Origin of the sequence: Bacillus sp. es.036 (assembly GCF_002563635.1) — a bacterium.
GTDB lineage: Bacteria > Bacillota > Bacilli > Bacillales > Guptibacillaceae > Guptibacillus.
The window spans coordinates 696,106-720,633 of the sequence record NZ_PDIZ01000001.1; the positions used below are offsets into that span (position 1 = coordinate 696,106).

Annotated in this window: 31 protein-coding genes; 23 read left to right on the forward strand and 8 right to left on the reverse strand. The window is 39.5% G+C overall.

Features of this window, described 5'->3' with window-relative positions; genetic code table 11:
• Window positions 1-15: 15 nt before the first annotated feature.
• The 5 genes from ATG70_RS03690 (at window position 16) to aceA (ending at window position 5,140) form a co-directional block, all read left to right on the forward strand.
• A complete protein-coding gene (locus ATG70_RS03690) occupies window positions 16-342 on the forward strand; it encodes a thioredoxin family protein (RefSeq protein ID WP_257147606.1) in 327 nt (108 codons plus the stop codon).
• 146 nt (window positions 343-488) lie between these two features.
• Window positions 489-1,880: a M48 family metallopeptidase gene (locus ATG70_RS03695; protein ID WP_142329550.1), complete on the forward strand. Its 1,392-nt coding sequence runs from the start codon at window positions 489-491 to the stop codon at window positions 1,878-1,880.
• Window positions 1,881-1,944: 64 nt separating this feature from the next.
• A complete protein-coding gene (locus ATG70_RS03700) occupies window positions 1,945-2,442 on the forward strand; it encodes a DinB family protein (RefSeq protein WP_098443021.1) in 498 nt (165 codons plus the stop codon).
• Window positions 2,443-2,804: 362 nt separating this feature from the next.
• Window positions 2,805-3,833, forward strand: coding sequence for a hypothetical protein (locus ATG70_RS03705; protein WP_179886174.1), 1,029 nt, complete (start codon window positions 2,805-2,807; stop codon window positions 3,831-3,833).
• Window positions 3,834-3,859: 26 nt separating this feature from the next.
• Entirely contained in the window at window positions 3,860-5,140 is a 1,281-nt protein-coding gene (gene aceA / locus ATG70_RS03710) for an isocitrate lyase (protein ID WP_098443023.1), read from the forward strand.
• Window positions 5,141-5,744: 604 nt separating this feature from the next.
• On the opposite strand, the gene ATG70_RS03715 is transcribed toward aceA, so the two are convergent.
• Window positions 5,745-6,218 carry a glycine/sarcosine/betaine reductase selenoprotein B family protein gene (locus ATG70_RS03715; protein WP_098443024.1) on the reverse strand — a complete coding sequence of 158 codons (474 nt, stop codon included), beginning with the start codon at window positions 6,216-6,218 and terminating at the stop codon, window positions 5,745-5,747.
• Window positions 6,219-6,394: 176 nt separating this feature from the next.
• Here ATG70_RS03715 and ATG70_RS03720 point away from each other — a divergent pair, with 176 nt between their 5' ends.
• Window positions 6,395-6,598 (forward strand): hypothetical protein, encoded by a 204-nt coding sequence (locus tag ATG70_RS03720; RefSeq protein ID WP_098443025.1) that lies wholly within the window; start codon window positions 6,395-6,397, stop codon window positions 6,596-6,598.
• A gap of 110 nt (window positions 6,599-6,708) precedes the next feature.
• A complete protein-coding gene (locus tag ATG70_RS03725) occupies window positions 6,709-7,026 on the forward strand; it encodes a hypothetical protein (protein WP_257147607.1) in 318 nt (105 codons plus the stop codon).
• A gap of 46 nt (window positions 7,027-7,072) precedes the next feature.
• Here the strand turns inward: ATG70_RS03725 and ATG70_RS03730 are convergent, their stop codons facing one another.
• Entirely contained in the window at window positions 7,073-7,918 is an 846-nt protein-coding gene (locus tag ATG70_RS03730; protein WP_257147608.1) for a superoxide dismutase, read from the reverse strand.
• Window positions 7,919-8,062: 144 nt separating this feature from the next.
• Between ATG70_RS03730 and ATG70_RS03735 the strand changes: the two genes are divergently transcribed.
• Together ATG70_RS03735 and adhP are read left to right on the forward strand one after the other, a co-directional pair.
• Entirely contained in the window at window positions 8,063-10,801 is a 2,739-nt protein-coding gene (locus ATG70_RS03735; RefSeq protein WP_179886175.1) for a PBP1A family penicillin-binding protein, read from the forward strand.
• A 91-nt stretch (window positions 10,802-10,892) separates the two neighbouring features.
• Window positions 10,893-11,906, forward strand: a complete 1,014-nt coding sequence (gene adhP / locus ATG70_RS03740; RefSeq protein ID WP_098443027.1) for an alcohol dehydrogenase AdhP — start codon at window positions 10,893-10,895, stop codon at window positions 11,904-11,906.
• Between the two features lie 23 nt (window positions 11,907-11,929).
• Here adhP and ATG70_RS03745 read toward each other — a convergent pair whose 3' ends face one another.
• The 6 genes from ATG70_RS03745 to ATG70_RS03770 all read right to left on the reverse strand — a co-directional run bounded on the left by ATG70_RS03745 (window position 11,930) and on the right by ATG70_RS03770 (window position 13,920).
• Window positions 11,930-12,142, reverse strand: a complete 213-nt coding sequence (locus tag ATG70_RS03745) for a spore germination protein GerPB (RefSeq protein ID WP_098443028.1) — start codon at window positions 12,140-12,142, stop codon at window positions 11,930-11,932.
• A 14-nt stretch (window positions 12,143-12,156) separates the two neighbouring features.
• Window positions 12,157-12,372 carry a spore germination protein gene (locus tag ATG70_RS03750; RefSeq protein ID WP_098443029.1) on the reverse strand — a complete coding sequence of 72 codons (216 nt, stop codon included), beginning with the start codon at window positions 12,370-12,372 and terminating at the stop codon, window positions 12,157-12,159.
• A gap of 59 nt (window positions 12,373-12,431) precedes the next feature.
• Window positions 12,432-12,821 carry a spore germination protein GerPE gene (locus ATG70_RS03755; RefSeq protein ID WP_098443030.1) on the reverse strand — a complete coding sequence of 130 codons (390 nt, stop codon included), beginning with the start codon at window positions 12,819-12,821 and terminating at the stop codon, window positions 12,432-12,434.
• A gap of 12 nt (window positions 12,822-12,833) precedes the next feature.
• A complete protein-coding gene (locus ATG70_RS22725; protein ID WP_098443031.1) occupies window positions 12,834-13,013 on the reverse strand; it encodes a spore gernimation protein GerPD in 180 nt (59 codons plus the stop codon).
• Window positions 13,010-13,618, reverse strand: a complete 609-nt coding sequence (gene gerPC / locus ATG70_RS03765; protein ID WP_098443032.1) for a spore germination protein GerPC — start codon at window positions 13,616-13,618, stop codon at window positions 13,010-13,012. Before gerPC ends, ATG70_RS22725 begins: the two co-directional genes overlap by 4 nt.
• 80 nt (window positions 13,619-13,698) lie before the next feature.
• Window positions 13,699-13,920 (reverse strand): spore germination protein, encoded by a 222-nt coding sequence (locus ATG70_RS03770; protein ID WP_098443033.1) that lies wholly within the window; start codon window positions 13,918-13,920, stop codon window positions 13,699-13,701.
• Window positions 13,921-14,029: 109 nt separating this feature from the next.
• On the opposite strand from ATG70_RS03770, the gene ATG70_RS03775 reads away from it, so the two are divergent.
• From ATG70_RS03775 to ATG70_RS03840, 14 genes are all read left to right on the forward strand, one after another.
• Complete coding sequence (locus tag ATG70_RS03775) at window positions 14,030-14,293, forward strand: DUF1871 family protein (protein WP_098443034.1); 264 nt, start codon at window positions 14,030-14,032, stop codon at window positions 14,291-14,293.
• Between the two features lie 103 nt (window positions 14,294-14,396).
• Window positions 14,397-15,065 (forward strand): DUF4397 domain-containing protein, encoded by a 669-nt coding sequence (locus tag ATG70_RS03780; protein WP_179886176.1) that lies wholly within the window; start codon window positions 14,397-14,399, stop codon window positions 15,063-15,065.
• A 66-nt stretch (window positions 15,066-15,131) separates the two neighbouring features.
• Window positions 15,132-15,371, forward strand: coding sequence for a hypothetical protein (locus ATG70_RS03785; protein ID WP_098443036.1), 240 nt, complete (start codon window positions 15,132-15,134; stop codon window positions 15,369-15,371).
• Between the two features lie 55 nt (window positions 15,372-15,426).
• Window positions 15,427-15,636, forward strand: a complete 210-nt coding sequence (locus ATG70_RS03790) for a DUF2188 domain-containing protein (RefSeq protein ID WP_098443037.1) — start codon at window positions 15,427-15,429, stop codon at window positions 15,634-15,636.
• Between the two features lie 85 nt (window positions 15,637-15,721).
• Window positions 15,722-16,204 (forward strand): ribonuclease H-like YkuK family protein, encoded by a 483-nt coding sequence (locus tag ATG70_RS03795; protein WP_098443038.1) that lies wholly within the window; start codon window positions 15,722-15,724, stop codon window positions 16,202-16,204.
• 117 nt (window positions 16,205-16,321) lie between these two features.
• Window positions 16,322-17,143: a DUF6612 family protein gene (locus ATG70_RS03800; protein WP_098443039.1), complete on the forward strand. Its 822-nt coding sequence runs from the start codon at window positions 16,322-16,324 to the stop codon at window positions 17,141-17,143.
• Window positions 17,144-17,272: 129 nt separating this feature from the next.
• Complete coding sequence (moaA, locus tag ATG70_RS03805; protein ID WP_098443040.1) at window positions 17,273-18,292, forward strand: GTP 3',8-cyclase MoaA; 1,020 nt, start codon at window positions 17,273-17,275, stop codon at window positions 18,290-18,292.
• Window positions 18,293-18,294: 2 nt separating this feature from the next.
• Window positions 18,295-19,080 (forward strand): formate dehydrogenase accessory sulfurtransferase FdhD, encoded by a 786-nt coding sequence (gene fdhD / locus ATG70_RS03810; protein WP_098443041.1) that lies wholly within the window; start codon window positions 18,295-18,297, stop codon window positions 19,078-19,080.
• 83 nt (window positions 19,081-19,163) lie between these two features.
• The gene (locus tag ATG70_RS03815; RefSeq protein WP_142329551.1) at window positions 19,164-19,436 is read left to right on the forward strand and encodes a hypothetical protein; all 273 of its coding nucleotides are present in this window, start codon (window positions 19,164-19,166) and stop codon (window positions 19,434-19,436) included.
• 132 nt (window positions 19,437-19,568) lie between these two features.
• Window positions 19,569-21,410, forward strand: a complete 1,842-nt coding sequence (locus ATG70_RS03820) for an LTA synthase family protein (protein WP_098443043.1) — start codon at window positions 19,569-19,571, stop codon at window positions 21,408-21,410.
• A 70-nt stretch (window positions 21,411-21,480) separates the two neighbouring features.
• Window positions 21,481-21,735, forward strand: coding sequence for a hypothetical protein (locus ATG70_RS03825; protein ID WP_098443044.1), 255 nt, complete (start codon window positions 21,481-21,483; stop codon window positions 21,733-21,735).
• A gap of 153 nt (window positions 21,736-21,888) precedes the next feature.
• The gene (locus ATG70_RS03830) at window positions 21,889-22,752 is read left to right on the forward strand and encodes a transporter substrate-binding domain-containing protein (RefSeq protein ID WP_098443045.1); all 864 of its coding nucleotides are present in this window, start codon (window positions 21,889-21,891) and stop codon (window positions 22,750-22,752) included.
• 16 nt (window positions 22,753-22,768) lie between these two features.
• Complete coding sequence (locus ATG70_RS03835; protein WP_098443046.1) at window positions 22,769-23,446, forward strand: amino acid ABC transporter permease; 678 nt, start codon at window positions 22,769-22,771, stop codon at window positions 23,444-23,446.
• 355 nt (window positions 23,447-23,801) lie between these two features.
• Complete coding sequence (locus tag ATG70_RS03840) at window positions 23,802-24,521, forward strand: SurA N-terminal domain-containing protein (protein WP_098443047.1); 720 nt, start codon at window positions 23,802-23,804, stop codon at window positions 24,519-24,521.
• Window positions 24,522-24,528: the final 7 nt, after the last annotated feature.

Sequence of the window (24,528 nt, forward strand, 5' to 3'; positions counted from 1 at the left end):
CGATGTAAGAAGGTGATGGAACTGAAAAAAGTTACACTTGAAGAAGCAAAAGAAGGAATTGAACAGAAACGCCTGTACTTTTTGTACTTATATGGTACGAATTGTTCAGTGTGTCATGCACTGTTGCCTCAAGTTGAGGATGTACTTAAGGATTTTCCACAAATTACGCGGGAAAAGCTTAATGTTCATGAAATTCCTGAAGCGGCTGGAGCTTTTTCGGTTTTTACAATACCTGTTCTTTTGCTGTATGTTAATGGAAAAGAAAGCATTAGAGAAGCCAGGTTTGTCAACATCGAATCTTTTCGTTCTTCGCTTAATCGAATTGTGACATTGTTGGACTAAAAACACGCATTTGGTGGTGCACCCCGAAAGTTAGAGTTAAAAACTAACTTTCGGGGTATTTTTTGTTTGAAAAAACATATACACTCGAATGGAAAATTCAGTATACTGAACATATCTCTTTTGGAAAGGAATTATGTGACAGTAGAATGAATCACTCCAAACAATTAACTTCAACCTCTGAAACATCTCTTTTTATTATTTTATTAGTATTTAGTATTCTCACTTATATTTTCTTGTTTTTTTCAGTTATTGGAATCGTGATTATCGCACTATTATGGTTGATTTCCTTTTTTAGCCATGGCCTTTTTCTTGGACAAATCAGAAGCAATGGAGTGAAGATAACTGATAGCCAGTACCCTCAAATCAATCAAAAGGTTTATGATCTATGTAAGGAAATGAATATTTTTAAAACTCCAAGTGTTTATGTGGTGGAATCGGCAGGGATCTTAAATGCATTTGCGACGCGGCTATTAGGTCGTAATTTTGTTGTACTCTATTCAGATATCTTTGAACTGATTGAAGAAGGTGCTGAGGATGAAGTGACGTTTATTCTTGCTCATGAGCTCGCTCATATTAAACGAAATCACATTTTAAAACAAATCCTCCTTTTACCAGGTAATGTCGTTCCTTTTCTAGGTTCAGCCTATTCTAGAGCATGTGAATATACATGTGATCGAATGGGGGCGTATTTCATTGAAAATGGAGAGTGTGCAGGGAACGGATTAATGATTCTTGCGGTAGGCAAGCGCTTATACCAAAGTGTGAACAAAGATGCTTACATCATGCAACTCCAATCTGAGAGAAGCTTTTTTGTGTGGTTAAGTGAATTGTTGTCGACCCATCCACCACTACCTAAACGAATAGCTGCAGTAGAGACATTTATGAATATGCGGGAAGAAACGCATTTTCCTGCTCCTCGAAAGAAAATAGTCATTCTTTCACTAATCATTTTTCTTTTCTTTGTAGGTGGAGTTGGATCAGCGGTAGTTGCATCGGAAGTGATTATTCCGTCCCTTTCCTCAGTATTTGAGGAGGAAAGCGTGTTTGATGATGGGGGGGTTACTGGCATTACCCCACTTATGGAAGCCATTATGTCAGAAGATGAAGCGGAATTTCAGTCGCTGATCTCAACCGGCAATCTGGAGGCAACGGATTCTGACGGTTGGAATGCACTTCATTATGCAGCAGAATATCCGGAAGATGAAAAAATGCTTGAGACACTCCTGGATCTTGGAATGAATCCCGACCAAAATGATCATTATGGTATGACCCCGCTCATGGTTTCAAGTCAAAATGGCTTTGTTTCTAAAGTTGAGCTTCTACTTGTCGCTGGAGCAGATCCAAATCTTGAAGATCAGGAAGGGTGGACCCCACTTATTTATATTGCTTACATGGAGCCAACCAATCGAAACGATCTTTATAAAGTGCTTCTTGCAGCTGGTGGGGACCCTTTAAAGGAAGATGAAGCAGGTTATACTGCAATTGACTATGCACGAGATGCAGGGAATGAAGCAGACGTTAAGTTGTTATCTCAATAATGGAACAGTCACAGGGTGTTGACCCTTTTTATGAAGTGACACTAATAGGAGAGGCGGAAGTAAAATGAATGATTCGCAAGTGTTAAAGCAATTTACGTTTTGGCGCTATCGTACGATTCAAGCGCTGGATGCTGTCACTAAAGAACAAGCTGATTGTCTTCCGGAAGGTTTTACGAATACGGTTCGATGGAATTTAGGGCATATTCTTGTGACGGCTGAATTTGCTTTAGACCGCTTTACAGATATGGAAAAGAGTCTTCCAGGAAATTACACACCATTATTTAAAGCGGGTACGCGACCTGAGCAATGGGCGGAATCACCGCCTTCACTTGCAGAGATAAAATACTACTTATTAGAGCAAATTAACCGTATAAAGGAGTTGGAAGGTAAACTTCGCGATCCGCTTCAACATGAATTTTCAATAGGCTCTTATTTGGAACTCGAGACAATTGGAGAACTTTTATTATTTCTAATGAATCATGAGAATCTTCATCTTGGAACAATTAGTGGCATTAAACGAGCTCAAGGTATAAAAGAACTTTGGGAAAAAGCATCTGTATGAGTACAGTCAAAAACGCGTGTGATTCACGCGTTTTTTTGTTTGGTTACAAAAAAACGTGTAAAAAGGCAAGTTAAGACGCTAGGTATTTGTAAAAAACACAGGAATTTTAAATTTTCTAAAAAAAGGTTGAACACTTTCGAAAAGTTGTTATATAATACTAACAAATAAAACAAATTGTATTATAACAGATGGAGGGAATCTAAAATGGATTGTTACACTTGTTATGGAAATGGTGAACTTGAATGTCCGCACTGTCATGGGAAAGAAAGAAAAAATGAAGGTTGTCACCACTGTGAGGGAGAAGGATGCGTTGGGTGTCACCGTTGTAACAGTAGCGGTAGGCTTGAATAGGAGGGAAAGCTGTGCTTGATGGAATTGTTGAAAGCGCTAACGTTCACGGAAGTGACTTACTAACAAATGAAGCGATGATGTTTCTAGAGAAGCTTCATCGTCGCTTTCATCAAGATCTACATCAGTTAGAAGAACAGCAAAATCGGACATCGAATGGTCAACTTCTAATGGAAACAAAGGATATAAGAGAAGCTAGTTGGGAAGTGAAAAATGTTCGTAAAGACCTTCAAGAGAGACGCGTCGTTCTCAAGAATTCGGCCTCTCCATTAGAGGCGGTACCTCAAAAATCTGGGGCCAACCTTTTTATAGCTGATTACTTTGCTGAATCGCTTTCTTTCACTGATCGTTTGATCGCACAGGAAAATCTGAAGTCGTTTATTCAAAAAAATTTTTTTCACACGGTCCAAAAACCAATTGCCGTAATGATTACACCTTCTGACTGGAGAAGGAAAGATACGATTAATGGTTTGCAAATGTCAGCTAGTCTAGTAGATTTTGGTCTTTATGTTTTTCATCATACTGAAACTTTAAAAAGAAATGGTTCAGCTCCATACCTTTGCTTAAAAGGGCTAGCGACTTACGAGGAAGCGAAGTGGTGGAATAACGTTCTTACTTATTTAGAAAGAGAAATGAATTTGAAAGAAGGCACAATGAAAGCAACAATCACGATCACAATGGAAAATGTTCATCAAACAGAAGAAATGCTTTATGAACTACGTAACCATTGTGCGGGGATTCACTTGATAGAAGGAAACAGGGGGATAACGGACGTAGCAAGGTATGTTATTAGTATTGGACACAAGCGAAAAACCCACGTCATTAGTGAGGGTAGTGAAAAGAAAAGACAGGCGGATCTTTTCGAAACACTCACGCGAGAAGCGGTAGAAGGATTTGATGGTAAATGCGTCACAGACGCCAGTTTGATACAGATGATAAAAGGCATTTGGAATCATTATATGCCTGAACCAAATCAAATGTGGAAAAAGCGCCATGAATATTTAAGTATATTGGCTGATTTGAACCAAACAAAGGTTGTATAACTTAAAAAACTTAGGGGGAATTAATTATGACAAAGCAAACGGCAGCATCACTTCAAGAAAATTGGAAGCAAGAACGTTTTAAAGGAATCGAACGCCCATATTCACCTGAGGAAGTGTTGAGGTTGCAGGGATCCATTCAAATTGAGTACACCCTTGCAAAGAGAGGGTCAGAAAGGTTATGGAAGCTCGTTAACGAGGAGGATTTTGTTAACGCGCTAGGTGCTCTTACTGGTAACCAGGCAGTTCAGCAGGTGAAAGCTGGCTTAAAAGCCATATACTTAAGCGGTTGGCAAGTAGCCGCAGATGCGAATGTATCAGGTCAAATGTATCCGGACCAAAGTTTGTATCCTGTAAACAGCGTACCACAAGTTGTAAAACGAATTAATCAAGCGCTTCAACGAGCGGATCAAATTGAACATTCAGAGGGTATTCACGATCGAGATTGGTTTGTCCCAATTGTGGCTGATGCTGAAGCCGGTTTTGGTGGGGCGCTAAATGTTTTTGAACTTATGAAGTCCATGATTGAAGCAGGTGCAGCTGCTGTCCACTTTGAGGATCAACTTTCTTCAGAGAAGAAATGTGGTCACCTTGGAGGAAAGGTTCTTCTTCCAACACAGCAGGCGGTGAAAAATTTAATTTCAGCACGTTTAGCAGCAGATGTGATGGGCGTACCAACGTTAATCATTGCGCGGACGGATGCGAATGCAGCCAACTTAATTACGAGCGATGTTGATAAATATGATGGTGAGTTTTTAACAGGTGAACGCACTCCTGAAGGCTTTTTCTACACGAAACCAGGTCTTGATCAGGCGATTGCAAGAGGCCTTGCTTATGCGCCGTACGCTGATCTTATCTGGTGTGAAACGTCTGAACCTAATTTGGAAGAAGCTCAGAAATTCGCAAATGCTATACATGAGCGTTTCCCTGGAAAATTGCTAGCTTACAACTGTTCGCCTTCTTTTAACTGGAAAAAGAAGTTGGATGATGAAACGATCGCTAAATTCCAACGCGAATTAGGTAAGATGGGCTATAAGTTCCAATTTGTTACACTTGCTGGTTTCCATGCGCTCAATCACAGCATGTTCGAACTTGCACGCGACTATAAGGATAATGGAATGGCAGCTTACTCAAGACTTCAGCAAGCAGAATTTGCTAGTGAGGCAGATGGTTACTCTGCTACAAGACACCAGCGTGAGGTTGGAACTGGTTACTTTGATGCTGTATCGCAGGTCATTACAGGAGGAACATCCTCTACGACTGCTTTAAAAGGTTCAACAGAAGAAGAGCAGTTTACTTCAACGAAATAAGAGAAAAAACCGGCTGAAATCCAGCCGGTTTTTGTGTGGATTGCGTTTAAGTAGAGAAAGCGGATGAGAAAGAGTACTAGAAAACGGAAGGGTAATGAGTGAAAAACACTTATTTCCGCGATACTTCCAAGAATTCCGCGAAATTTCGTATATATCCGCGAAAGTAGGATTAATTCCGCGAGATTGGTTTTGGATCTCTCACGGCCCACTTCCGCTTTTCATGTCCAGCTGCAGCGCCCAGACACTCGGTCACTTCACCTTTTCATCCGAACACAAAGACCGTGTTCAAATGAAAAGGCTCCAGTGCCTGCCGTGTCTAAACGGGCGCTTCCGCTTTTCATTATTTAAACTTAATTCCTGATTCTTCTACGTTTCCGCCTTCTTTGGCTTCGACTAGGGTGTTGAGGGCTTTGTTTAGGACTTGTTTATGTTGTTCTTTGTTGTTAGGTTGTCCTACGGCGCTGCCGAATGGGAAGCGGTTGTAGAGAGAGCGAGGTACGTTAACTTGTTCGCTGATTTCTTTAGACATTGTTAATGTGATTGTTGGAATGCCGTTTTCTTCAAGTACGCGTGCGACCAGACCGGCCGACTGTTGACAGACTGGTCAGGAAGGCACCAACAAAGCGAAGTCTACGTTTTCATTAAGTAACTTTTGCGCCACCTCTTGAGCTGTCACATTTTTTAGTGGGTGAGGTGTTGGGATATATCCCATAAAGCTATAGTGCGTTTCTGCAAGTTCACCAATACGTCCTTCTTCTTGAAGTTCTTTCATGACATCAAGAGGGAAGAGGACGTTTGCATCTTGCCTCGCATTTGTTTGATCATAGTGCTCATGAGAGATAGAAAGATCTTTTAATGAAGTTGAAACAGGGATCTCACGATAAGATGGGTCACCAAGTCCATAGTTATCATTAAAAGGTGTTTGTCCTTTTACATAAAAGCCACCAGTTGAGATTAAAGCACCTTTGGCTTTACTTAAGTCTTTATTAAACGGTGTAAAGGGACTTGTTTCATTCTTTTCGTAACGAAAAGAGGGTACCCAATTTTGTTGAACGGCTTGTTCGACTTTTTCAATCATATATTTTCCTCCTTCATTTAAAATTTATGGTACCTGTTTGTTTTAGCATGTATACAAAAAAAACAAAAGTAAAACGTCTTGACCAGCATAAACGGCTTCCTTATGAAATAGGATGAATAGTAAAAGAGCAAGGAGGGACAGGCCGCTATGATAAAGAGAAGAAACGCCATAATCAAATGATCATTCGCTTCTTCACTTTCTTAATCGGATTTGGTCTCTCCGTTGCGGGCGGTGTTACGTTAATTCTTCAACTAAATTTAATTATTATTGGACATAGCTTGTTTGAATATTTTGCGTATATTTCACAAACAACGGAACTTTATTTATTTGTTTCGGGGGTTATCGTCGTTTGGTTTAGTGTTTATTGGCCGAGGTTGTAGTTCTTAAGAATTCGAACTTCTCCGCTAATGCCCCTTCCCGAATAAGAAACCTCTCATACCCTATACTGTAGGCAACCATCATGATAGCCAACAGGAAAGGGAGGAGACCTATGGACAATTATCTCCCCTCACAGGGGAATTTTTTTCAATATCCAGAAACAAGAGTGACTCATGAAATGAGACAATATGCTCACCAGCGGCCATATCCCTTTATTGGTGGTTTTGCAGGAGGGCTCGCTGGAGGACTTGCAGGAGGCTTATTAGGTGCTTTTCTAATTCCAGGATTATACGGTGGTGGATATGGCTATCCTCCGCCGCGACCAGGATATGGTTACCCAGGTCCTGGCTATGGCGGTTATCCTGGATATGGATATCCTGGAAATCCTGGAGGACGCCCCCCTTATGGATATGGACCATACCGGTCATAATTGTAATAAAAAGCAAAGGACTTCCTTTGCTTTTTATTTTGTCATTTTAAAAAGGTTTCCATGTTAATTGACGAGCTTTCGCAAATCGCTTGTTTACTTCATTCCAATTAACAATACTCCACCAGTTCTCAATATATTGCTTTCGTTTATTTTCGTACTGTAAATAATAAGCGTGTTCCCATACGTCGATGGCAAGAAGGGGAACGATATCCCATTGGCTCAAGTTTTGATGTTTCTCTGCTTGAAGAATTTCAAGTCTTCTTGATACAGGAGACCAAACTAAGATTGCCCAGCCGGAACCTTCTACTTTATTCGCAGCATTCGTATACTGTTGCTTAAATTGATTAAAGGAGCCAAAACTCTTTTGAATTTCAGATAGGAGTTCACTATCCGGTTCTCCACCTTTAGGACTCATAACACTCCAAAATAATGTGTGAAGATAATGACCCGCTCCGTTGAAAGCTAATTCACGTTCCCAATGCTTAATGAGGTCAAAATCATTGTTCTTTCTAGCTTCCTGTAGGGCGAGTTCCGCTTTGTTTAATCCATCAACATAGCTTTTGTGGTGAATATCATGGTGTAGCTCCATAATCCTTGAACTAATTGCTGGTTCAAGTGCATTGTACTTGTATGGCAAAGGAGGTAGTGTATGTTCTCCAATCGGAACGGAGGTCGTATTCTCTGGCAAGTTTCGCCATTGATCATATAAGTTGTGAGCTACTTCATTCCATGCGTTTTCTTGTTCACCATCAAGACGCCCTTCTAAACGTTGCATGTCGTCTAACCACTTTTCTGTTCGACGAAGTAAGGGGGATTTCAATTGTTCATGAGCTTTACTAGCTAAGATTCGATCTCTTAGTAGATATCCCCATTCAAGCAGTTCATCTGACAATTCTCTCAACCCCTCAATTCTTATTTAGACGTTATTACTATATGAGTCGTGTTACTAAATTGTTTCAATCTCTTAATAAATGTTTTTAATATGAAACATTTGGGTAACCCCTCTTTATGGAGTTTTACGTTAAGGGGGATTATTATGGGGAAAAAAATGAATGAAGAACCACATACAGGAAAAAACGAGGGGTTAAGGAAAAAGAAGCGTTTTGCTCGAAATGTATTATTAACAGCAGCTTTTTTAATGGTGTTTGTCTTAACTTTTGGGGGTTACCAAACGTATGCGTACATTAACGAAGCACCAACGCTTGAAGGAAATAAACTGAGCTTACCGCAATCTTCTACTTTATTTGATGCTAAAGGAAACAAAATAACTGACATCGTCGGAAAAGAACATCGAAAGGTTGTTTCATTTGATGAAATACCTGAACATGTCGTGAATGCTTTTATTGCAGTTGAAGATGTAAGGTATTGGGAACACAATGGCGTTGATATTAAACGAATTGGTGGAGCCGTTGTCGCAAATATTCAAGATGGGTTTGGGGCAGAAGGAGCAAGTACGATTACACAACAGGTCGTTAAAAATATGCTTCTTGAACCTGATAAGACCGTAAAGCGGAAAGTTCAGGAAGCTTATCTTGCAATGGAATTAGAAAAGCAGTATTCCAAAGAAGAAATTTTAGAAATGTATTTAAATAAAATTTATTTTGGTCAGGGAGCCTATGGCGTTGCAACGGCAGCTGAGACATATTTTAATAAGTCACTTGAAGAGTTAACGACGGCTGAAGCTGCTTTATTAGCGGGACTTCCACAGCGTCCGTCTGGATATGATCCATATAAACATCCGGACATTGCTACTGATCGTCGAGCAACGGTACTAAGCTTAATGGAGCAACATGGGTTTATTTCTGTTCAAGAACGTGAAGAGGCTTCTTCTGTAGCTATTGAAGATACAATTGTAGAGAAGAAAAATCAGTCTACAACGAACGATGCTTTTATTGATCAAGTGATCGATGATTTAGAGAAAGCAGGTATCCCTGAAGATGCTCTTTATTCAGGAGGATTAGAAATTCATACAACGCTAGACGCTCAAGCACAGAAAATTGTCGACGAGTCGCTTACAACAAATCAAGTAGTTGAATACCCCGATGAGGAATTTAGAGCGGGTATCTCTCTTGTTGATACTCAGTCTGGTGCTATTCGTGCCATAGGTGGGAATCGTCAAACCGGGGAAGACGACGTGCAAAAAGGCTTTAATTATGCAACTCAATTAGAACGTTCACCAGGTTCTACGATCAAGCCAATTCTTGATTATGCACCAGGTATAGAAAAACTTAAATGGTCGACAAATCAACAGTTTATCGATGAAGAGCTTGAATTGAACGGAAAAGAATTTAGTAATTGGAATGACGAGTTTCAAGGCAGCGTTTCAATTCGAGAAGCGCTACAATGGTCTTATAATATTCCTGCTATTAAAGCATTTATGGAAGTTGGGGGAGAAGAAGCTCAAAGCTTTGCAAAGAAACTTGGCATTTCAATTGAAGAAACATATCCGGCCTATGCAATCGGTGGCTTTGCGAATGGAATCTCACCTTTACAGCTTTCAGGAGCGTATGCGGCGTTTGGTTCTGGCGGAACTTTTCACGAACCTTATAGTGTAGAGAAAGTGGTCTATCCAAACGGAAAAGAAATGCAACTTTCCTCAAAACCTGAAAAAGCAATGAGTGAAGGAACAGCCTATATGATTACAGATATGCTACGAACCGTCGTTAAAGAAGGGACGGGCATGCAGGCAGCTGTAAAAGGGTTAGATATAGCCGGAAAGACGGGAACAACGAGTCTTGAAGAAGGCATTCATGGAGATGGTGTATCAGATGCATGGTTCTCTGGATATACAACAAACTACACTGCAGCAGTTTGGACCGGATACGATAAAACCACTCAAAGTACTTACATTCATAAAAAAGATGATGACATTGCAAAATTGCTATTCCAGCATGTAATGAGTGAAGTATCAAAAGGGAAAGATACGCCAGATTTTGAACAGCCTGATACAGTTGAAGAGATTGAAATTGATAAAACATCTGGACTACGTGCAAATAATGCAACGCCTTCATCAAATATTATTAAAGAACTTTATTTTAAAGGAGAAGAGCCGAAAAGAGCTCCTTTGCCTAAAAAGAAAGAACCATCAAATGATAGCGAAAATGATCAAACCGATAAGAAACGCGAGACCGAAAAACCTGCAGATAACGCTGCAAAAGAAAAAGATCAACCTGAGAAAAAAGTAGAAGAAAAGCCACAGCCGAAACCAAATAATTCTGTAAAGGAAAAAGAAAAGGAAAAGGAAAAGGAAAAGGAAAAACCTAAGAAACAGAAAGAGCCGGAAGTAAAACAAGAGGAACAAAATAAACCAGAAGAAAAAAAGGAGGAACAAAATAAACCAGAAGAGCCATCAACCGATCCAGTAGAAAGTTCAGAGTCCGATAGCTCTGGAAATGCTGATGGTGAGAGTACCGATGAAAGTGAGACGACACCAGATACGAATAATAGTGAAACAGGTAATGAAGACTCAGGTAATGAAGAAACGAGTGAAGATGAAACTGGTACCGAAGAAAGTGGTGACAACTCAGGAAACGCAAACGCTGATCAGTCTGACGATACGGGAGAAGGTACGACTGGAAATGACTCCTCTTCAGGTACAAATGATGACAGCGGAAGTAGTGAGGAAGGCGAGGAGTCAGAACCTGTGGAAAGTGAAGAAGCAAGTGAACCAACAGAAAGTACAGAAAATCAGCCTTCTGAAGAAGAGACTTCCTCTTCTCAGAAGAACAATGATTCTACTGTAGAAGAAAAAAAGGAAGAAAATCCAACTGAATAACCTCAATTTGTGACGAATGTAACAGTCGTAGCAAGTAACCTCCATTATGATGAAGAAGGAAAAGAAAATTCATCATATGGAGGTTTTTATTATGAAAGCAGCCGTTGTACATGCATTTAAAGAGCCCTTATCTGTTAAGAATGTGGACAAACCTGTTATTGGTCATGGTGAAATATTAGTGCGTATTAAAGCATGTGGCGTGTGTCATACAGATTTACATGCTGCACACGGAGATTGGCCAGTAAAACCTAAACTACCGCTTATCCCTGGTCATGAAGGTGCAGGAATTATTGAGGAAATAGGAGACGGCGTAACACACCTGAAGGTAGGAGACCGCGTCGGTGTACCGTGGCTCTACTCTGCGTGTGGCCACTGTGAGTATTGCTTGACTGGACGCGAAACGCTTTGTAAAGAGCAACAAAATGCTGGCTATTCTGTAGATGGTGGCTATGCACAGTATTGCAAAGCAGATGCTGATTACGCAGTTAAAATTCCAGATAACTTAAGCTTTGAAGAAGTAGCGCCAATCTTTTGTGCAGGAGTTACAACTTACAAAGCTCTGAAAGTGACGGAGGCGAAGCCTGGGCAGTGGGTCGGTATTTATGGAGTTGGTGGCTTAGGACACGTTGCTGTTCAATACGCGAAAGCGATGGGACTTCATGTCGTTGCGGTTGATACGCATAATGAAAAACTTGCTTTAGCAAAAGAACTTGGCGCAGATCTTACGGTGAATCCACTAGAAGAAAACTCAGCAGAATTTATTCAACGAGAAATTGGAGGGGCCCATGGTACAGTTTGTACAGCTGTTTCTAAGCCCGCTTTTAGTGAAGCTTATGCTGCTGTTCGCCGTGGTGGAAGTGTCGTTGCAGTCGGATTACCACCAGAAGAGATGCCGATTCCCATTTTTGATACGGTACTAAACGGAGTAAAAGTAATTGGGTCTATTGTTGGAACGCGTAAGGATTTGATGGAAGCTCTCCAATTTGCTGCTGAAGGAAAAGTGAAAACGATCATTGAGACTCGTCCACTAGAAGAGATTAATCAAATTTTTGAAGAACTCGAAAATGGAGACATTAATGGAAGAGTTGTTCTTACGTTCGAATAAAAAAACCGCCACTGGCGGTTTTTTTATGTTGGAGGAGCTAGTGGTACATATGGTGTTGTTTCTGAAGTTTGTGCACTTGGGAGTTCAGGAGCAGGTTCGGTATATCCGCCTGTGTTATATAGGTTTGAAAGTGGTTTAATAATACCAGCACTACCAATTTGGAGAACGGAAGAATTCGAGATTCCCTCGACTCTTAGCTGATGAATGACGATGTTTTGGTTCACAAAGAAATTCACGAATCCTCAGCTCCCTAATTGTTAGCAGTTATGTTTTCATCGGCAACGTCTGGATCAAGCGAATTAGTTAAGCTGAATCCATTGTTTACAATATGAAAATCCCCTGTATTGAATCCTCCTGAACCAGCATATGTTTTAGAGGTTGATTTCGGTGTCGTGTTAAAACTATCACCGAAGTTGACGACTCCACCTGCGCTATTTATTTTAACTGGTCCTACAATTGAAGGCATGATTGAACACCCTTTAATTCGTTATACAGTAGTGTATGTGCTTGTAAGCCGATACGTTCTTAATCTTCGTCTGCATAAGGATCAGAGAAATATTCGCGGTTATGTTTTACTCGAGCTTCTGTGCGAATCGTTCTTGTAGATCCTACGTGAAGAACAGATGAAGCAGCGATACCTGTGATACGTATACTACCAACTTTAATAATTGGATTCTCATGGATCGTCGTTTGCCTTAGATCTTCAGTAAGAAGAGGGAGGGGCAGAGGTTGTGAGTAAATCGGGAATTGGGTCAGGTCTTCAACTTCATTGCCACTAAAAATGGGTTGTTCTCTTTGTAAGGCATAAATTTTTGCTTCAGGTGTAATTTGATTGCTATCACCAATTTGCACAATGCCACTACTATCGAGTGAGGTGACATAAATCCAGTTTACAAGTGAAGATCGGCTATACATAAAATCATATCCTTATGACGTTGATAGCGGTACAAAAGGTCTTGAGATGATTAAAGATTCAGGAGGCGTATCAAAAATAGAAGAGCAAACAATCGATTCGGTGTCACCTATGAGAAATACAGACGAACTTGCGACCGCCGTAATATCTATGTGACCGACTGATAATCCCCTGTTAATTACGGTGTAATTCACTTTAAATCAGTCCTTCCGGGTAAGTTTTTAAGGAAAGCTTCCATTCCATTTGAGATGTCTCGCTTAATTTTAGCTGATACATCCTCTACCAGTTGCTCAACATTTGCTTCGGGTGAACGCGTCGTTTGTTGGTTCACATAATAATTAATTCTCTGATCAAGCTGCTTTTGAATGTCATTTAAGATAAAGTGGCGATACGGGTCATCCAGCGGATACTGATATTTTTTTTCTAATTCGCCTAGCTTCTGTAGCGCCCCGTTTTGCATATACGACTCCACATTCTGTTGAATGGATTGGATCGCTTCAGGTGGAACATTTGAGGGATTCATCCCATTCCCACCATTTACGGTGAAGTCATCAAGCACGTCGGCCCCTCCGTTAGGAGTAAGGCCAATATTTAATGTTCCATCAAGTCTTTCAATTTTTAATTGATCGAATTTGTATTCGATTTTTTCGATATTGGTTTTTGGAGATTTAGATAATTCATTGCAATTATCTCTTAACTCATCAATCATATCTTCAAGCATTTTGATACGATTGTTTTGTTGTTCAATGCTTTGTTGCATCCGCTGTAAGATCGCGTAGAAATTATCGTTTGGATACATTGACCATCAACTCCCGTATCAAAATGTTGGTTTCACCTTATTTAATTGTATGTTGTAAATAAATTTAGGTGAATGCCCTCTTATATATTCGCAACCACATTTTGATCTGCAACATCACTATCGTCTACACTTGTTACGCTATAAGAACTGCTCACGTTCAAGCCATCCCCAGTGTTGAATGAGCCTCCACCTGCAAATGTCCGTATGACGCTGGTTGGAGATACAACAAAAACATCACCGACGTGAAATACTGCGCTGCTCCCCATCGTGTTTACTTTAATAGCTCCGACGATTGCCGGCATGGTTTCACATCCTTAGAAACAGATTTCACTTATTACTGTATGCGGGATAATAGCGTATGTTCGAAAAGAAGAGGTATGGTACACTACCTGAGTAAGGTAGGTGTGAAGAATGAATGAGGTAAGTAAACTAAATATAGAGCTTGTCCATGTGATTAAAGAATGGGACCCGCTGTCCATTGGAATAGATGATTATGATACGGAAGCAGCAGATGTGGTCCAGCTTGTTCATCAGCTAGATGATGTCGCCGAGTTAAGCAAAGAAATTCAAGCCATTTATCATTTTTCGTATGAAGAAGTGATTCCACTCTCGAAGTGTGAACAGATAGCCGTTCAGCTTCTCGCGAAAAAAAACAATTCATCATGTGAGCGATGAACATGAAGCAGATCCTAAGAGGGTCTGTTTTTTTATGAATAATATTTTTCTTTCGGTAAAAAATAGGCAAGTCACCAAACAAAGCAGAAGGGATGTAATTTTTATGAAATGGATATGGAGTTTCATTATGGTGGTTGCACTTTTAGTAGCCGTCTCTCCACAAAGTTTAGCAGCGGAAAAGAATAACAATGCGAACGTTCGAGTCATTCATGCTTCACCAGATGCGCCAGCAGTTGATATTTATGTAGATGGGCAACCAGCCTTTAAGAACGCAGCTTTCAAAGATGTGACAGACTATGCAATGTTGGCACCAGGTGAGAAGACAATTCAAGTATTTGCTTCTACTGCTAATGGAGAAGGAAAGCCAGTCCTTGAACAAAAATTATCTGTAGAAGCAGGGAAAACTTATTCCGTACTGGCGGTCGGTAAGCTCGAGAATCTTGCGCTAAAAGTACTAGAAGACCAAAAGGGATCAGGGGAAAAAGCTGGTTTAAGGGCAGTACATGCATCACCAAATGCGCCGGCGGTTGACATCGGGGTTAAGGGTGGAGATGCACTTATTAAAAACCTTGCTTTTACCCAAAACTCGGAATACCAGTTTATTGATCCAGGAACGTACAATCTAGAAATTCGACCGGCTGGAACGGATAAAGCCGTGTTGGATCTACCTAATTTACCAGTAGAAGCTGGAGTAAACTACACCGCGATTGCATTAGGTTTATTAGATGGAGATCCATCATTAAATGTTATTCTTCTAAAAGATGGGAAATAATGATAAAACCGCAGCTTAGCTGCGGTTTTATTTATCTATAAAATCGATAAAGGAGCAGAAAGAAAGATGCATACTAAACATACTGTAAGGTACATTTGTGAACGCTATTCTAGCGGAAATTGTTACTATTATAAACAAGAGCTTATTACACATGATTCCTGGCAAAATCCAGCTTCAATCAACTGGTCAACGAAAAGACCAATATCTAGTAGAACGTTTTTTGCTAAGGAGAGGGAAGGGTATAAAACAGTCAACATTTTGCATCGTAAAAAACCAGCTGAAGTTCTTCCATTCTCAAGAACATAAGAAGGTTTATGTGATTAAGAAGGAAGGAATGTGATAGAAAAAGGGGGAATTATTAATGATGAAAACAATTTATCATGTTCAAACTGGAAAGACCAAATCATGGGAGATAAAAAAAGAAGGAGCCGAACAAGCGACAAAATCGTTTGAAACAAAAGAAGAAGCTTACCAGTTTGGAAGAAAAATGTGTGATGAAAATCGCCCTTCAGAGCTAGTCGTTCACAAAGAAAACGGTCAAATTGATGATCGAAGTCTTTATAATAGCTAGGCAAATCTTTTCGATTCGTACATATTTTTCAGCTTATGAATAAACATAGTACTAACTACTATCCTGATGAAAGAAGGGAATATTCATGGATTTTATAAGTCCAACAGCTGGAAAAGTAACGATCGAACAGGTAACACATTTGATTGAGGATTATACGAAAGAAGATCCTAAGGGTATCTATCGGATTGTTATTGGAACCGATTCACAGACAAGCCGTAAAGCGACGCAGTTTGTGACGGCGCTTATTATTCACCGTGTCGGCAAAGGAGCAAGGATATTCTACCGGAAAGTGAAACAAAAACCGATTCATGAGCTCAGGCATCGCATTTACAAAGAGACTGAAATGAGTCTTGAGCTCATGGAATCGTTAAAAAATGAAGGGTTTGCAGAACTATTAGAAACGTGGCCAATTGAAATTCATCTTGATGTTGGAAAACAAGGTGAAACGCGGAAAGTGATTCAAGAAGTCGTGGGATGGGTTACTTCTGTAGGATATATCGCACGCATTAAGCCCGATTCATATGGAGCAAGTAGCGTTGCAGATCGTTACACGAAATCTATTAGCTAAACTGGCCGAATGTGCCGGTTTTTTTGTTGTGAAAATAGGATGAAATGCACAATGATTGAAACCTCATCTCTGCTCACTCGTATTACTAGTAGAGTAAAAATATAGGAGGAGAGCTAAATGAAGTTTCGAATGATTGCAATGGTTAGTGCACTCATGCTTATCTTGGTTGCATGCAGTGGGACAACGGAATCTGGTGGAGAAGTGAGCGTGGAAGAAGGTGTCGACGCCAAAGAAGTTTTTGAGAGATCCATTTCAGCTCAGGAAGACATAGAAAACTTCCATATGAAAGCGGATATGATTCAGAGCATCGGTTCAGGTGAAGAAGAGATGGAAGTGAAAAGCGTGATTGATGCTGACATGGTGATGGACCCAATGGCTTTTCATCAAATGATTGATATGACAGCAAATGGAGAAAGCATGCAAGTAGAATCATACTTTACTGAAGAAGGCTTTTTTATGAAGCAAGGTGAACAGTGGATGAAATTTCCTGATGATATGACGGATACGCTGCTTTCTCTTCAGGAAACACAAGGGGATCCACAAGAACAAATGGAAATGTTAAAAGAATTTGTTGATGAATTTACGTTAACAGAAGAAGAAGATACGTATGTGATGACACTCAAAGCATCTGGTGAGAAATTTCAAGGTCTAATGGAAAAGACAGCGGAAGAAATGGGTGGACAAAATCAAATGATGGAAGAAGCAATGGATCAAATGACCGTAAATGAAGTTGCCTACACCTATACAATTGATAAGGAAAATTACCTTCCTGTGCAAATGAAAATGACGATGGATAGTGAGATGACCATGGAAGGTGAAACGATTTCAAGCGTGATGGAAATGAACTCCACTTATGATCAGTATAATAAAATTGATGAAGTAAAGGTGCCGGAAGAAGTGATTGAACAGGCCAAGGATATGCCAGGAATGAGTGAGTAATCAAACGAGTGCTGTGTAAAGCAGCACTTTTTTTGATGTTGAAAACCGAAGAAATGCGATATTACTGGAAAAAAGTGCACGAAAGCGTTACGATTAGCTCATTCGTATTGTTAGAAAGGAGCGAAGATAATGCCATCAGAAAACCTTGTATACGATCAATTTAAACGTCCGCTAAGGGATCTTCGTATATCAGTTACAGACCGGTGTAACTTTCGCTGCCGTTATTGTATGCCTGAAGAAACGTTCGGACCAGATTATGAATTTCTTCCAAAAACAAGTCTCCTTCAATTTGAAGAGATTACAAGGCTTGCTCGTTTGTTTGTTGAAATGGGGGTTGAGAAAATTCGCCTTACTGGTGGCGAACCGCTTTTAAGAAGAGACCTGGATGTGCTGATTACCATGTTATCTGAGATTAACGGGTTAACTGATATAGCGCTTACGACAAATGCTTCGCTACTTAAAAAACAAGCCTTCAAGTTAAAAGAGGCAGGACTAACTCGAGTGAATGTTAGTCTAGATGCCATTCATGACGAAACATTTGGAAAGATGAATGGAAGAGGCACGAAGATTAAACCTGTCCTTGAAGGAATTCAAGCAGCCGCTGATGCCGGTCTTCAAGTCAAAATCAATATGGTCGTTCAAAAAGGTGTTAATGACCATGAAATTGTACCTATGGCTTCTTATTTTAGAAATAGTGGTCACATCGTCCGTTTCATCGAGTACATGGACGTAGGAAATTCAAACGGATGGAAATTTGATCATGTGATGAGTAAAAAGGAAATCATTGATCAATTATCAGAAGTTTATGATTTAGAACCTCTTGATGCAGCATACTTCGGAGAGGTCGCGTCCCGTTACCAATACAAAGATGGTAGTGGTGAGGTTGGCGTCATTTCCTCTGTTAGCGATTCATTTTGTTCAAGTTGCACAAGAGCGCGTCTTTCTGCTGATGGTGCTCTGTACACATGCTTATTTGCTTCAAAAGGGACTAGTCTTCGAAACCCACTAAGAAACGGAGCCACTGATGAAGAGCTAAGGACCATGGTAGCAAACTTATGGAATGGACGAGATGATCGTTATTCAGATGAGCGAACGGAAGAAAGTGTATTAAATCGAGAAAAGATTGAAATGTCCTTTATAGGTGGTTAACAATGGAGAAACACTTAACAGATCGAATCGTATTAAGCTATCGTGAAGGCGAATGGGTGGAAAAAAATGATCAAATTGCATTAGAAAAGCCGTTCACCATTCGAGTGAATCGTAAAGAGTTTGCAACGCTCGTTTGCACACCGGATCATTTAGAGGATATGGTTACAGGTTTTTTAGCATCAGAGGGAGTCATCCGGTCTTGCGCGGACATTGAGGAAATGCTCTTTAATGAAGGTCAAGGAATTGTGAATGTCAAAGCCAATGTTCACATTCCTTTAACATCTGAAACGTATACAAAACGAGTGATCGGCTCCTGTTGTGGGAAAAGTAGACACTTTTACTTGCAAAGCGATTCCAGGACAGCTAGGACTATAACCAAGGCGCCACAGCTAACAGCGCAAGAATGCCTCGGGAACATGATGGCGCTACAAAGCCAATCAACGACTTTTAAAACAACCGGTGGTGTACATAATGCGGCTATCTTTCTCAATGGTGAGCTTTTAGCTTCACGAACCGATATTGGAAGACACAATGCGCTCGATAAATTATATGGTTATGTTCTTCGTCAGCATCTTAGGCCGTCCCATCTTAGCGTAGCCTTTAGTGGCAGAATATCGTCTGAAGTCGTCATTAAACTTTCTAAAATGGGTATTGGTGTTCTTCTCTCGAAGTCTGCCCCTACTGAGTTAGCGATTCAATTGGCTGAGGATTTAAACATAACAACCGTAGGTTTTATCCGAAACGGCGGATTTAATGTCTACACAAAGCCCGAACGCATTAAACGCTAAACACCTCAACTTTTGAGGTGTTTTTTTTGATGAAGTCGTTCATACTACAGAACAAAAGGCGTTTAGAGAAAGGCGGATCAAGTATGGCTTGGACAATAGCTGTCGTTTTTTGGGTTGCTGGTGTTGCGTTAGTAGGAAGTCCCCGGTATTTGTTTCATCGCCTTGAGGCTATGAAGTCTAATACGGCTGGCCGTGCAAGAGCCTCTGAAGCTTCCAACAAAGATGAAAGTATTTTTTTCTTTATTGAAACAAAAGCCCTTGACTCAATACCATGGTGGGTCGTAACAATCACTTGTGTGACAATAGGACTTTTTTTCATTGCGTTCGGTGTCATCGCCTTAGTTTTTTCATACTAAATTGAAACTTTCTTGTTCTTTTATTCGTCATTAATAGAGGAAGGAGACTGTGAGCGGTTTGGTTTCCCTTCTTTAGTGGTAAATAAAGAGAAAGCTCGTTTGAGATAGGGAGATATGAGGGGTGCATAATTGATGGATGTAGAGAGAAGAAAAGAAAAGGATTTGTGGCGATTTTATTTTTTATTAATAGCGTTACTTTCCCTAAAAACGTACCTTGTTTATCGGTTTGAATTTACTTTTTCGTTAAACGGTATTGGGGAAGAGCTATTCCTGATGATAAATTCAATAGGATCAATCGCATTACTGCTAGGTATCGGTCTATTTAGAAAGCAGTCAAAACCAGGCCTGATGCTAGCAGTTTATTTTGTTTTGTCAGCACTACTTTATTGCAACATTTTATATTATCGTTTTTACATAGACTTTGTAACAGTACCCGTCCTCTTTCAGTTTGGGAATGTTGGAGGTCTTGGTCAGAGTACAGTTGAGTTATTGAACTTATATGATCCATTCATTGTTTTTGATTCAATCGTTTTATTTTGGTTATTAAAGCGTAAAGGACTACATAAATTAGCTCTTTCCAAGAAACTTAAGAAAAGGACAGCGATTAGTAGCGTCGCAGTTCTTCTATGTACAGCTACGTTAGCACTTATCATGCATCCTCTTTTATTTGAAAAATCATATGATCGAGAACTTTTTGTTAAATCGTTAGGAGCCTATACGTATCATGTTTATGATATCGGGTTTAATTCTTTTACGTCAATTAATAGTGCATTTGCAGATGATACCGAGCTATCTGAAATTGAGAAGTATGTGAAAGATAAGGAAGTTGAACCTTCCTCTTATGAAGGAATCGCAAATGGGAAGAACCTTATTCTTATCTCATTAGAATCGACTCAAGCATTTATGCTTAATGAGAGTGTTGACGGAGAAGAAGCAACACCTTTTTTAAATAAGTTAAAAGAAGACAGTTTTTTCTTCCCTAATTTCTACCATCAAACCGCACAAGGAAAAACTTCCGATGCTGAATTTATGATTGATAGTAGTTTATACCCTCTTTCAGGAGGATCTGTTTTTGTAAGAAAGCCACAAAACGAATTTCTCTCTCTGCCAGAGGCATTAAATAACGAAGGGTATACAACAACATCTTTTCACGGAAATGATCGTGAGTTTTGGAATCGATCAGAAATGTATGAGACACTAGGTTATGATCGCTTCTATTCGAAAAAAGACTTTGACGTTAGTGATGAGAATTCCATTAACTATGGCTTAAAAGACATTCCATTTTTTAAACAGTCGATTCCCTATCTAAAAGAGTTGGAACAGCCATATTCTGCTAAATTCTTAACGCTGACGAATCATTTCCCTTATTTATTAGAGGAAGAAGATACAATGATTTCTCTTCCTGAGACGGAAGAAGAGGTAGTGAACCGCTATTTTGCAACGGTGCGATATGAAGATGAATCGATTAAAACCTTTTTTGAAGAAATGAAAGCAGCCGGTTTATATGAAGATTCGATTTTTGTTTTATATGGTGATCACTATGGTTTATCTGAAACGTACGATAAGGCGCTTGGCGAATATCTTGGTAAAGAAATTGGCCCGGTTGAACACGTTGATCTCCAAAAAGTTCCTCTCATCATTCATATTCCTGGGGAGGATGGAGAAGTCATTAATACGGTTGGTGGACAGGTTGATCTTAAACCAACAATTTTAGAATTATTAGGTGTAGAAGAAAGTAAGAGTTTAAATTTCGGAACGAGCCTTTTTTCAGAAAAACGAAAAGACCTTGTGATTTTTCGTGATGGAAGCTTTATTACAAAGAATCTAATTTATACAAAGAATACGTGTTATAACAAAGAAAGCACGTCAAAAACGAATCGAAACAAATGTGCTCGTTATTTTGGTGATGTTCAAGATGAACTCGATTATTCAGATCAGGTTATCTATGGTGACTTACTGCGTTTTATTCAATAATTCCAGTGTTTTTTCTGACAAATTCATGATAGGATTTAATTGGATATACTTTGCAAAGGGATGAGGATATATGGACTTACAAAGACTGCAAATACTCACTGAAGTTGTAAGAGAGTACAAAACCGCTCTTCATATGGATCAAAATAAAAATGAAGTTGGAAGAGAAGTGCTTGATATTGTGATGAACTCACAGGATCTTGTTTTATACGGTCATGTAAAAAGAGCAAAAGACATTGATAAATTTCCTGGTGAAGCAATTAAGCATCTTGATCAGGCAACCTCATACCTCCATGAAAAAATAGATGAACAACTAAAACGCTCCTAGTATAAGGAGTGTTTTTTTGGTTGTAGTACTTTGTGGTAATATGTGAAAAATAGGAATAGTTTGCATTTTGAAGAGAGCGTTGTAACAGTTGCAATACAATGTCATATAGTGATAAGCTTTTGCTGTTTACTAGATTAAAGGAGAGTGAAATAAATGACGAATTTCATGAAGCGACTGGCTCCTGTTCTTTTAATGGGACTAGTTGTTTTTGTTATAAGTGCTTGTTCGAATGGTGGGAATGAATCGAATGGAGCTTCAGACGAAAAAGAAGCAACGAAATGGGAAGAAATACAAGAAGAAGGCAAACTTGTCGTTGCAACTTCAGGAACGCTTTATCCTACATCTTATTACGAAGAAGGATCGGATAAAGTGACGGGCTACGAAGTAGAAGTTGTAAGAGAAGTGGGGAAACGCCTTGACCTTGATGTAGAATTTGAAGAAATGGGCTTTGATGGTATGTTAACAAGCATTAATTCGGGCAAAGTTGATTTAGCAGCCAACGATATTACTTCAACAGATGAAAGAATGGAAAAGTTCACTTTCTCTGAGCCTGTTAAGTATTCTTATGGTACAGCGATCGTAAGAAAAGATGATCTATCCGGTATTCAATCTCTTGATGATCTAGATGGAAAGATTGCGGCTGGTGCTTCTACGACGGTTTATATGGAAGTTGCCCGTGAGCATGGTGCAGAAGAAAAAATTTATGATAATGCGACGAATGAACAGTATTTACGTGATGTATCGAATGGTCGAACGGATATTATTTTAAATGATTATTACTTACAAACACTTGCTCTTGCTGCTTTTCCAGATTTAAACATAACCATCCATCCTGATATTGAGTACTATCCTAACAACCAACATATTGTAATGAAAAAGGATAGTGGCGAATTAGAAACAAAAGTGAACGAGACGATAAAAGAAATGAAAGAAGACGGCACGATGAAAGAACTATCTGAGAAGTTCTTCAATGGAGCTGATGTATCGGTTAAGCCAGATCTAGATATTGAAGAATAAGTGGGAGTTGTAACAAGTGGGGGAAATACACTGGGAATATTTATTTGATGCAGGTCTTGCGTTAAAATCATTTCCCTATGTGATCCAGGGTCTTGGGTTAACGCTATTAATTGCGTTTGTTGGAATGATTATTGGTTTGGGTATGGGCTTATTTCTTGCTCTTGGTAGAATGTCCAAATGGAAAGCCCTCAGATGGCCAGCGCGCCTCTACATTTCCTTTATGAGAGGAACGCCAATTCTTGTTTTTCTTTATATTCTTTATTTTGGTCTACCGGTTGTAGGAATTCAATTCTCAGCGTTAACGTGTGCGTTAATTGGGTTTAGCTTAAATAGTGCGGCATATATTGCAGAAATTCAACGCTCTGCTCTTTCATCAGTTGAAAAAGGCCAATGGGAAGCTTCGACCGCTCTAGGCATGTCCTATTGGACGACGATGAGAGAAGTGGTTTTGCCACAAGCAACGCGAATCGCCATACCGCCTCTATCGAACGTGATGCTCGATCTGATCAAAGCGTCTTCTTTAGCCGCCGTTATTACCGTTCCAGAACTGCTCCATCATGCGAAAATTGTTGGCGGAAGAGAATTTGATTTTATGACAATGTATATCCTCGTAGCTTTTATATATTGGGGAGTATGCGTTTGTGTTTCCTTCTTCCAGGAACGACTAGAAAAGCGGTATCATTATTTACACTAACCCTGGGTTTCTTTCCAGGGTTTTTTCTTTCGATTTTTTAAATAGAGCGCTCAATTGAAACAGCACTTTTATTATAAGGCTCTTTTTCTAATAAATTGTTACTTTTGAATCAATTATTGAATAAAAAAAACACACTTCGCTAATTGTAGCGGAAGGAGGCTCACCGCCCGCCCGGCGGAAAGCGGTGAGGAGCGGAAATTAACCACTTATCTAAAAGCAACAATATCTACGAGCAGAGTCTATTAAAAAAACAAAAATATCCCATATTCTTCATGAAGTTTTTTTAAGAATGTTATACTAAGTAAAATAAACACCATAGACGATTCGTCATATTGGAAGGGAGTTCATCAATTGCATGAAAAAATATCTTAATTTATTATTGATTGTTGGGGTTCTAATGCTTGCTGCTTGTAGTAATAATAGTGAGGCAACGGACGAAGAACCTGCTTCTGAAGATTCAGCAACTGTAGAAACGCAAAAAGAACTTGAAGCGATGAAGGTAGAAGAAGACAAGGTTGTCGCAACGGTTAATGGTGAAGAGATCAAAGGAAAAGATTATAATTCTATGCTTGTACAAACTCAGCTTCGCTATACGATGAGCGGGGAAGATCCATCAGATACTGAGGTAGCGAAATCGATTGAGCAAGAAGTGATGGATAATTTAATAGGACAGGAACTTTTACTTCAAAAAGCGAAGGAAGAAGGTTTCTCTGCATCAGATAAAGAGGTTGAAACAGAACTTGAACAAATAAAAGCACAATTCGATGGGGAAAAGGAGCTTGAGAAAGCGCTACAAGGTCAAGGGATAACTCTTGAGCAGCTTGAAAGCCAGTATGCGGATATTGTAGTTGTTGATAAATTTGTAAAAGAAAAAATTGGTACACCAGAAGTATCTGATGAAGAAGTAAAGGCATTTTATGATGAGCAATTCTCAAAAGATGCTGAAAATCCCCCTTCTTTTGACGAAATGAAAGATCGGATAAAAGACTATTTAGTTGAAACGAAAACACAAGAGAAAGTTCAAGAAATGAAAGCTGAACTGATGAAAAAAGCAGAAGTGAAAGAGAATTTATAGGTCAGCA

Coding starts and splice junctions, on each gene's coding strand:
- ATG70_RS03770 (WP_098443033.1), bottom strand. CDS start 13,920: ATGCCGGCAATCGTCGGAGCTATTAAAGTAAACACGATGGGGAGCAGC.
- ATG70_RS03795 (WP_098443038.1), top strand. CDS start 15,722: ATGGATTTTATAAGTCCAACAGCTGGAAAAGTAACGATCGAACAGGTA.
- adhP (WP_098443027.1), top strand. CDS start 10,893: ATGAAAGCAGCCGTTGTACATGCATTTAAAGAGCCCTTATCTGTTAAG.
- ATG70_RS03830 (WP_098443045.1), top strand. CDS start 21,889: ATGACGAATTTCATGAAGCGACTGGCTCCTGTTCTTTTAATGGGACTA.
- ATG70_RS03750 (WP_098443029.1), bottom strand. CDS start 12,372: ATGCCTTCAATTGTAGGACCAGTTAAAATAAATAGCGCAGGTGGAGTC.
- moaA (WP_098443040.1), top strand. CDS start 17,273: ATGCCATCAGAAAACCTTGTATACGATCAATTTAAACGTCCGCTAAGG.
- ATG70_RS03700 (WP_098443021.1), top strand. CDS start 1,945: ATGAATGATTCGCAAGTGTTAAAGCAATTTACGTTTTGGCGCTATCGT.
- ATG70_RS03775 (WP_098443034.1), top strand. CDS start 14,030: ATGAATGAGGTAAGTAAACTAAATATAGAGCTTGTCCATGTGATTAAA.
- ATG70_RS03800 (WP_098443039.1), top strand. CDS start 16,322: ATGAAGTTTCGAATGATTGCAATGGTTAGTGCACTCATGCTTATCTTG.
- ATG70_RS03815 (WP_142329551.1), top strand. CDS start 19,164: ATGGCTTGGACAATAGCTGTCGTTTTTTGGGTTGCTGGTGTTGCGTTA.
- ATG70_RS03695 (WP_142329550.1), top strand. CDS start 489: ATGAATCACTCCAAACAATTAACTTCAACCTCTGAAACATCTCTTTTT.
- aceA (WP_098443023.1), top strand. CDS start 3,860: ATGACAAAGCAAACGGCAGCATCACTTCAAGAAAATTGGAAGCAAGAA.
- ATG70_RS03840 (WP_098443047.1), top strand. CDS start 23,802: ATGAAAAAATATCTTAATTTATTATTGATTGTTGGGGTTCTAATGCTT.
- ATG70_RS03825 (WP_098443044.1), top strand. CDS start 21,481: ATGGACTTACAAAGACTGCAAATACTCACTGAAGTTGTAAGAGAGTAC.
- ATG70_RS03780 (WP_179886176.1), top strand. CDS start 14,397: ATGAAATGGATATGGAGTTTCATTATGGTGGTTGCACTTTTAGTAGCC.
- gerPC (WP_098443032.1), bottom strand. CDS start 13,618: ATGTATCCAAACGATAATTTCTACGCGATCTTACAGCGGATGCAACAA.
- ATG70_RS03785 (WP_098443036.1), top strand. CDS start 15,132: ATGCATACTAAACATACTGTAAGGTACATTTGTGAACGCTATTCTAGC.
- ATG70_RS03725 (WP_257147607.1), top strand. CDS start 6,709: ATGGACAATTATCTCCCCTCACAGGGGAATTTTTTTCAATATCCAGAA.
- ATG70_RS03820 (WP_098443043.1), top strand. CDS start 19,569: ATGGATGTAGAGAGAAGAAAAGAAAAGGATTTGTGGCGATTTTATTTT.
- ATG70_RS03790 (WP_098443037.1), top strand. CDS start 15,427: ATGATGAAAACAATTTATCATGTTCAAACTGGAAAGACCAAATCATGG.
- fdhD (WP_098443041.1), top strand. CDS start 18,295: ATGGAGAAACACTTAACAGATCGAATCGTATTAAGCTATCGTGAAGGC.
- ATG70_RS03735 (WP_179886175.1), top strand. CDS start 8,063: ATGGGGAAAAAAATGAATGAAGAACCACATACAGGAAAAAACGAGGGG.
- ATG70_RS03690 (WP_257147606.1), top strand. CDS start 16: ATGGAACTGAAAAAAGTTACACTTGAAGAAGCAAAAGAAGGAATTGAA.
- ATG70_RS03755 (WP_098443030.1), bottom strand. CDS start 12,821: ATGTATAGCCGATCTTCACTTGTAAACTGGATTTATGTCACCTCACTC.
- ATG70_RS03720 (WP_098443025.1), top strand. CDS start 6,395: ATGATCATTCGCTTCTTCACTTTCTTAATCGGATTTGGTCTCTCCGTT.
- ATG70_RS03715 (WP_098443024.1), bottom strand. CDS start 6,218: ATGATTGAAAAAGTCGAACAAGCCGTTCAACAAAATTGGGTACCCTCT.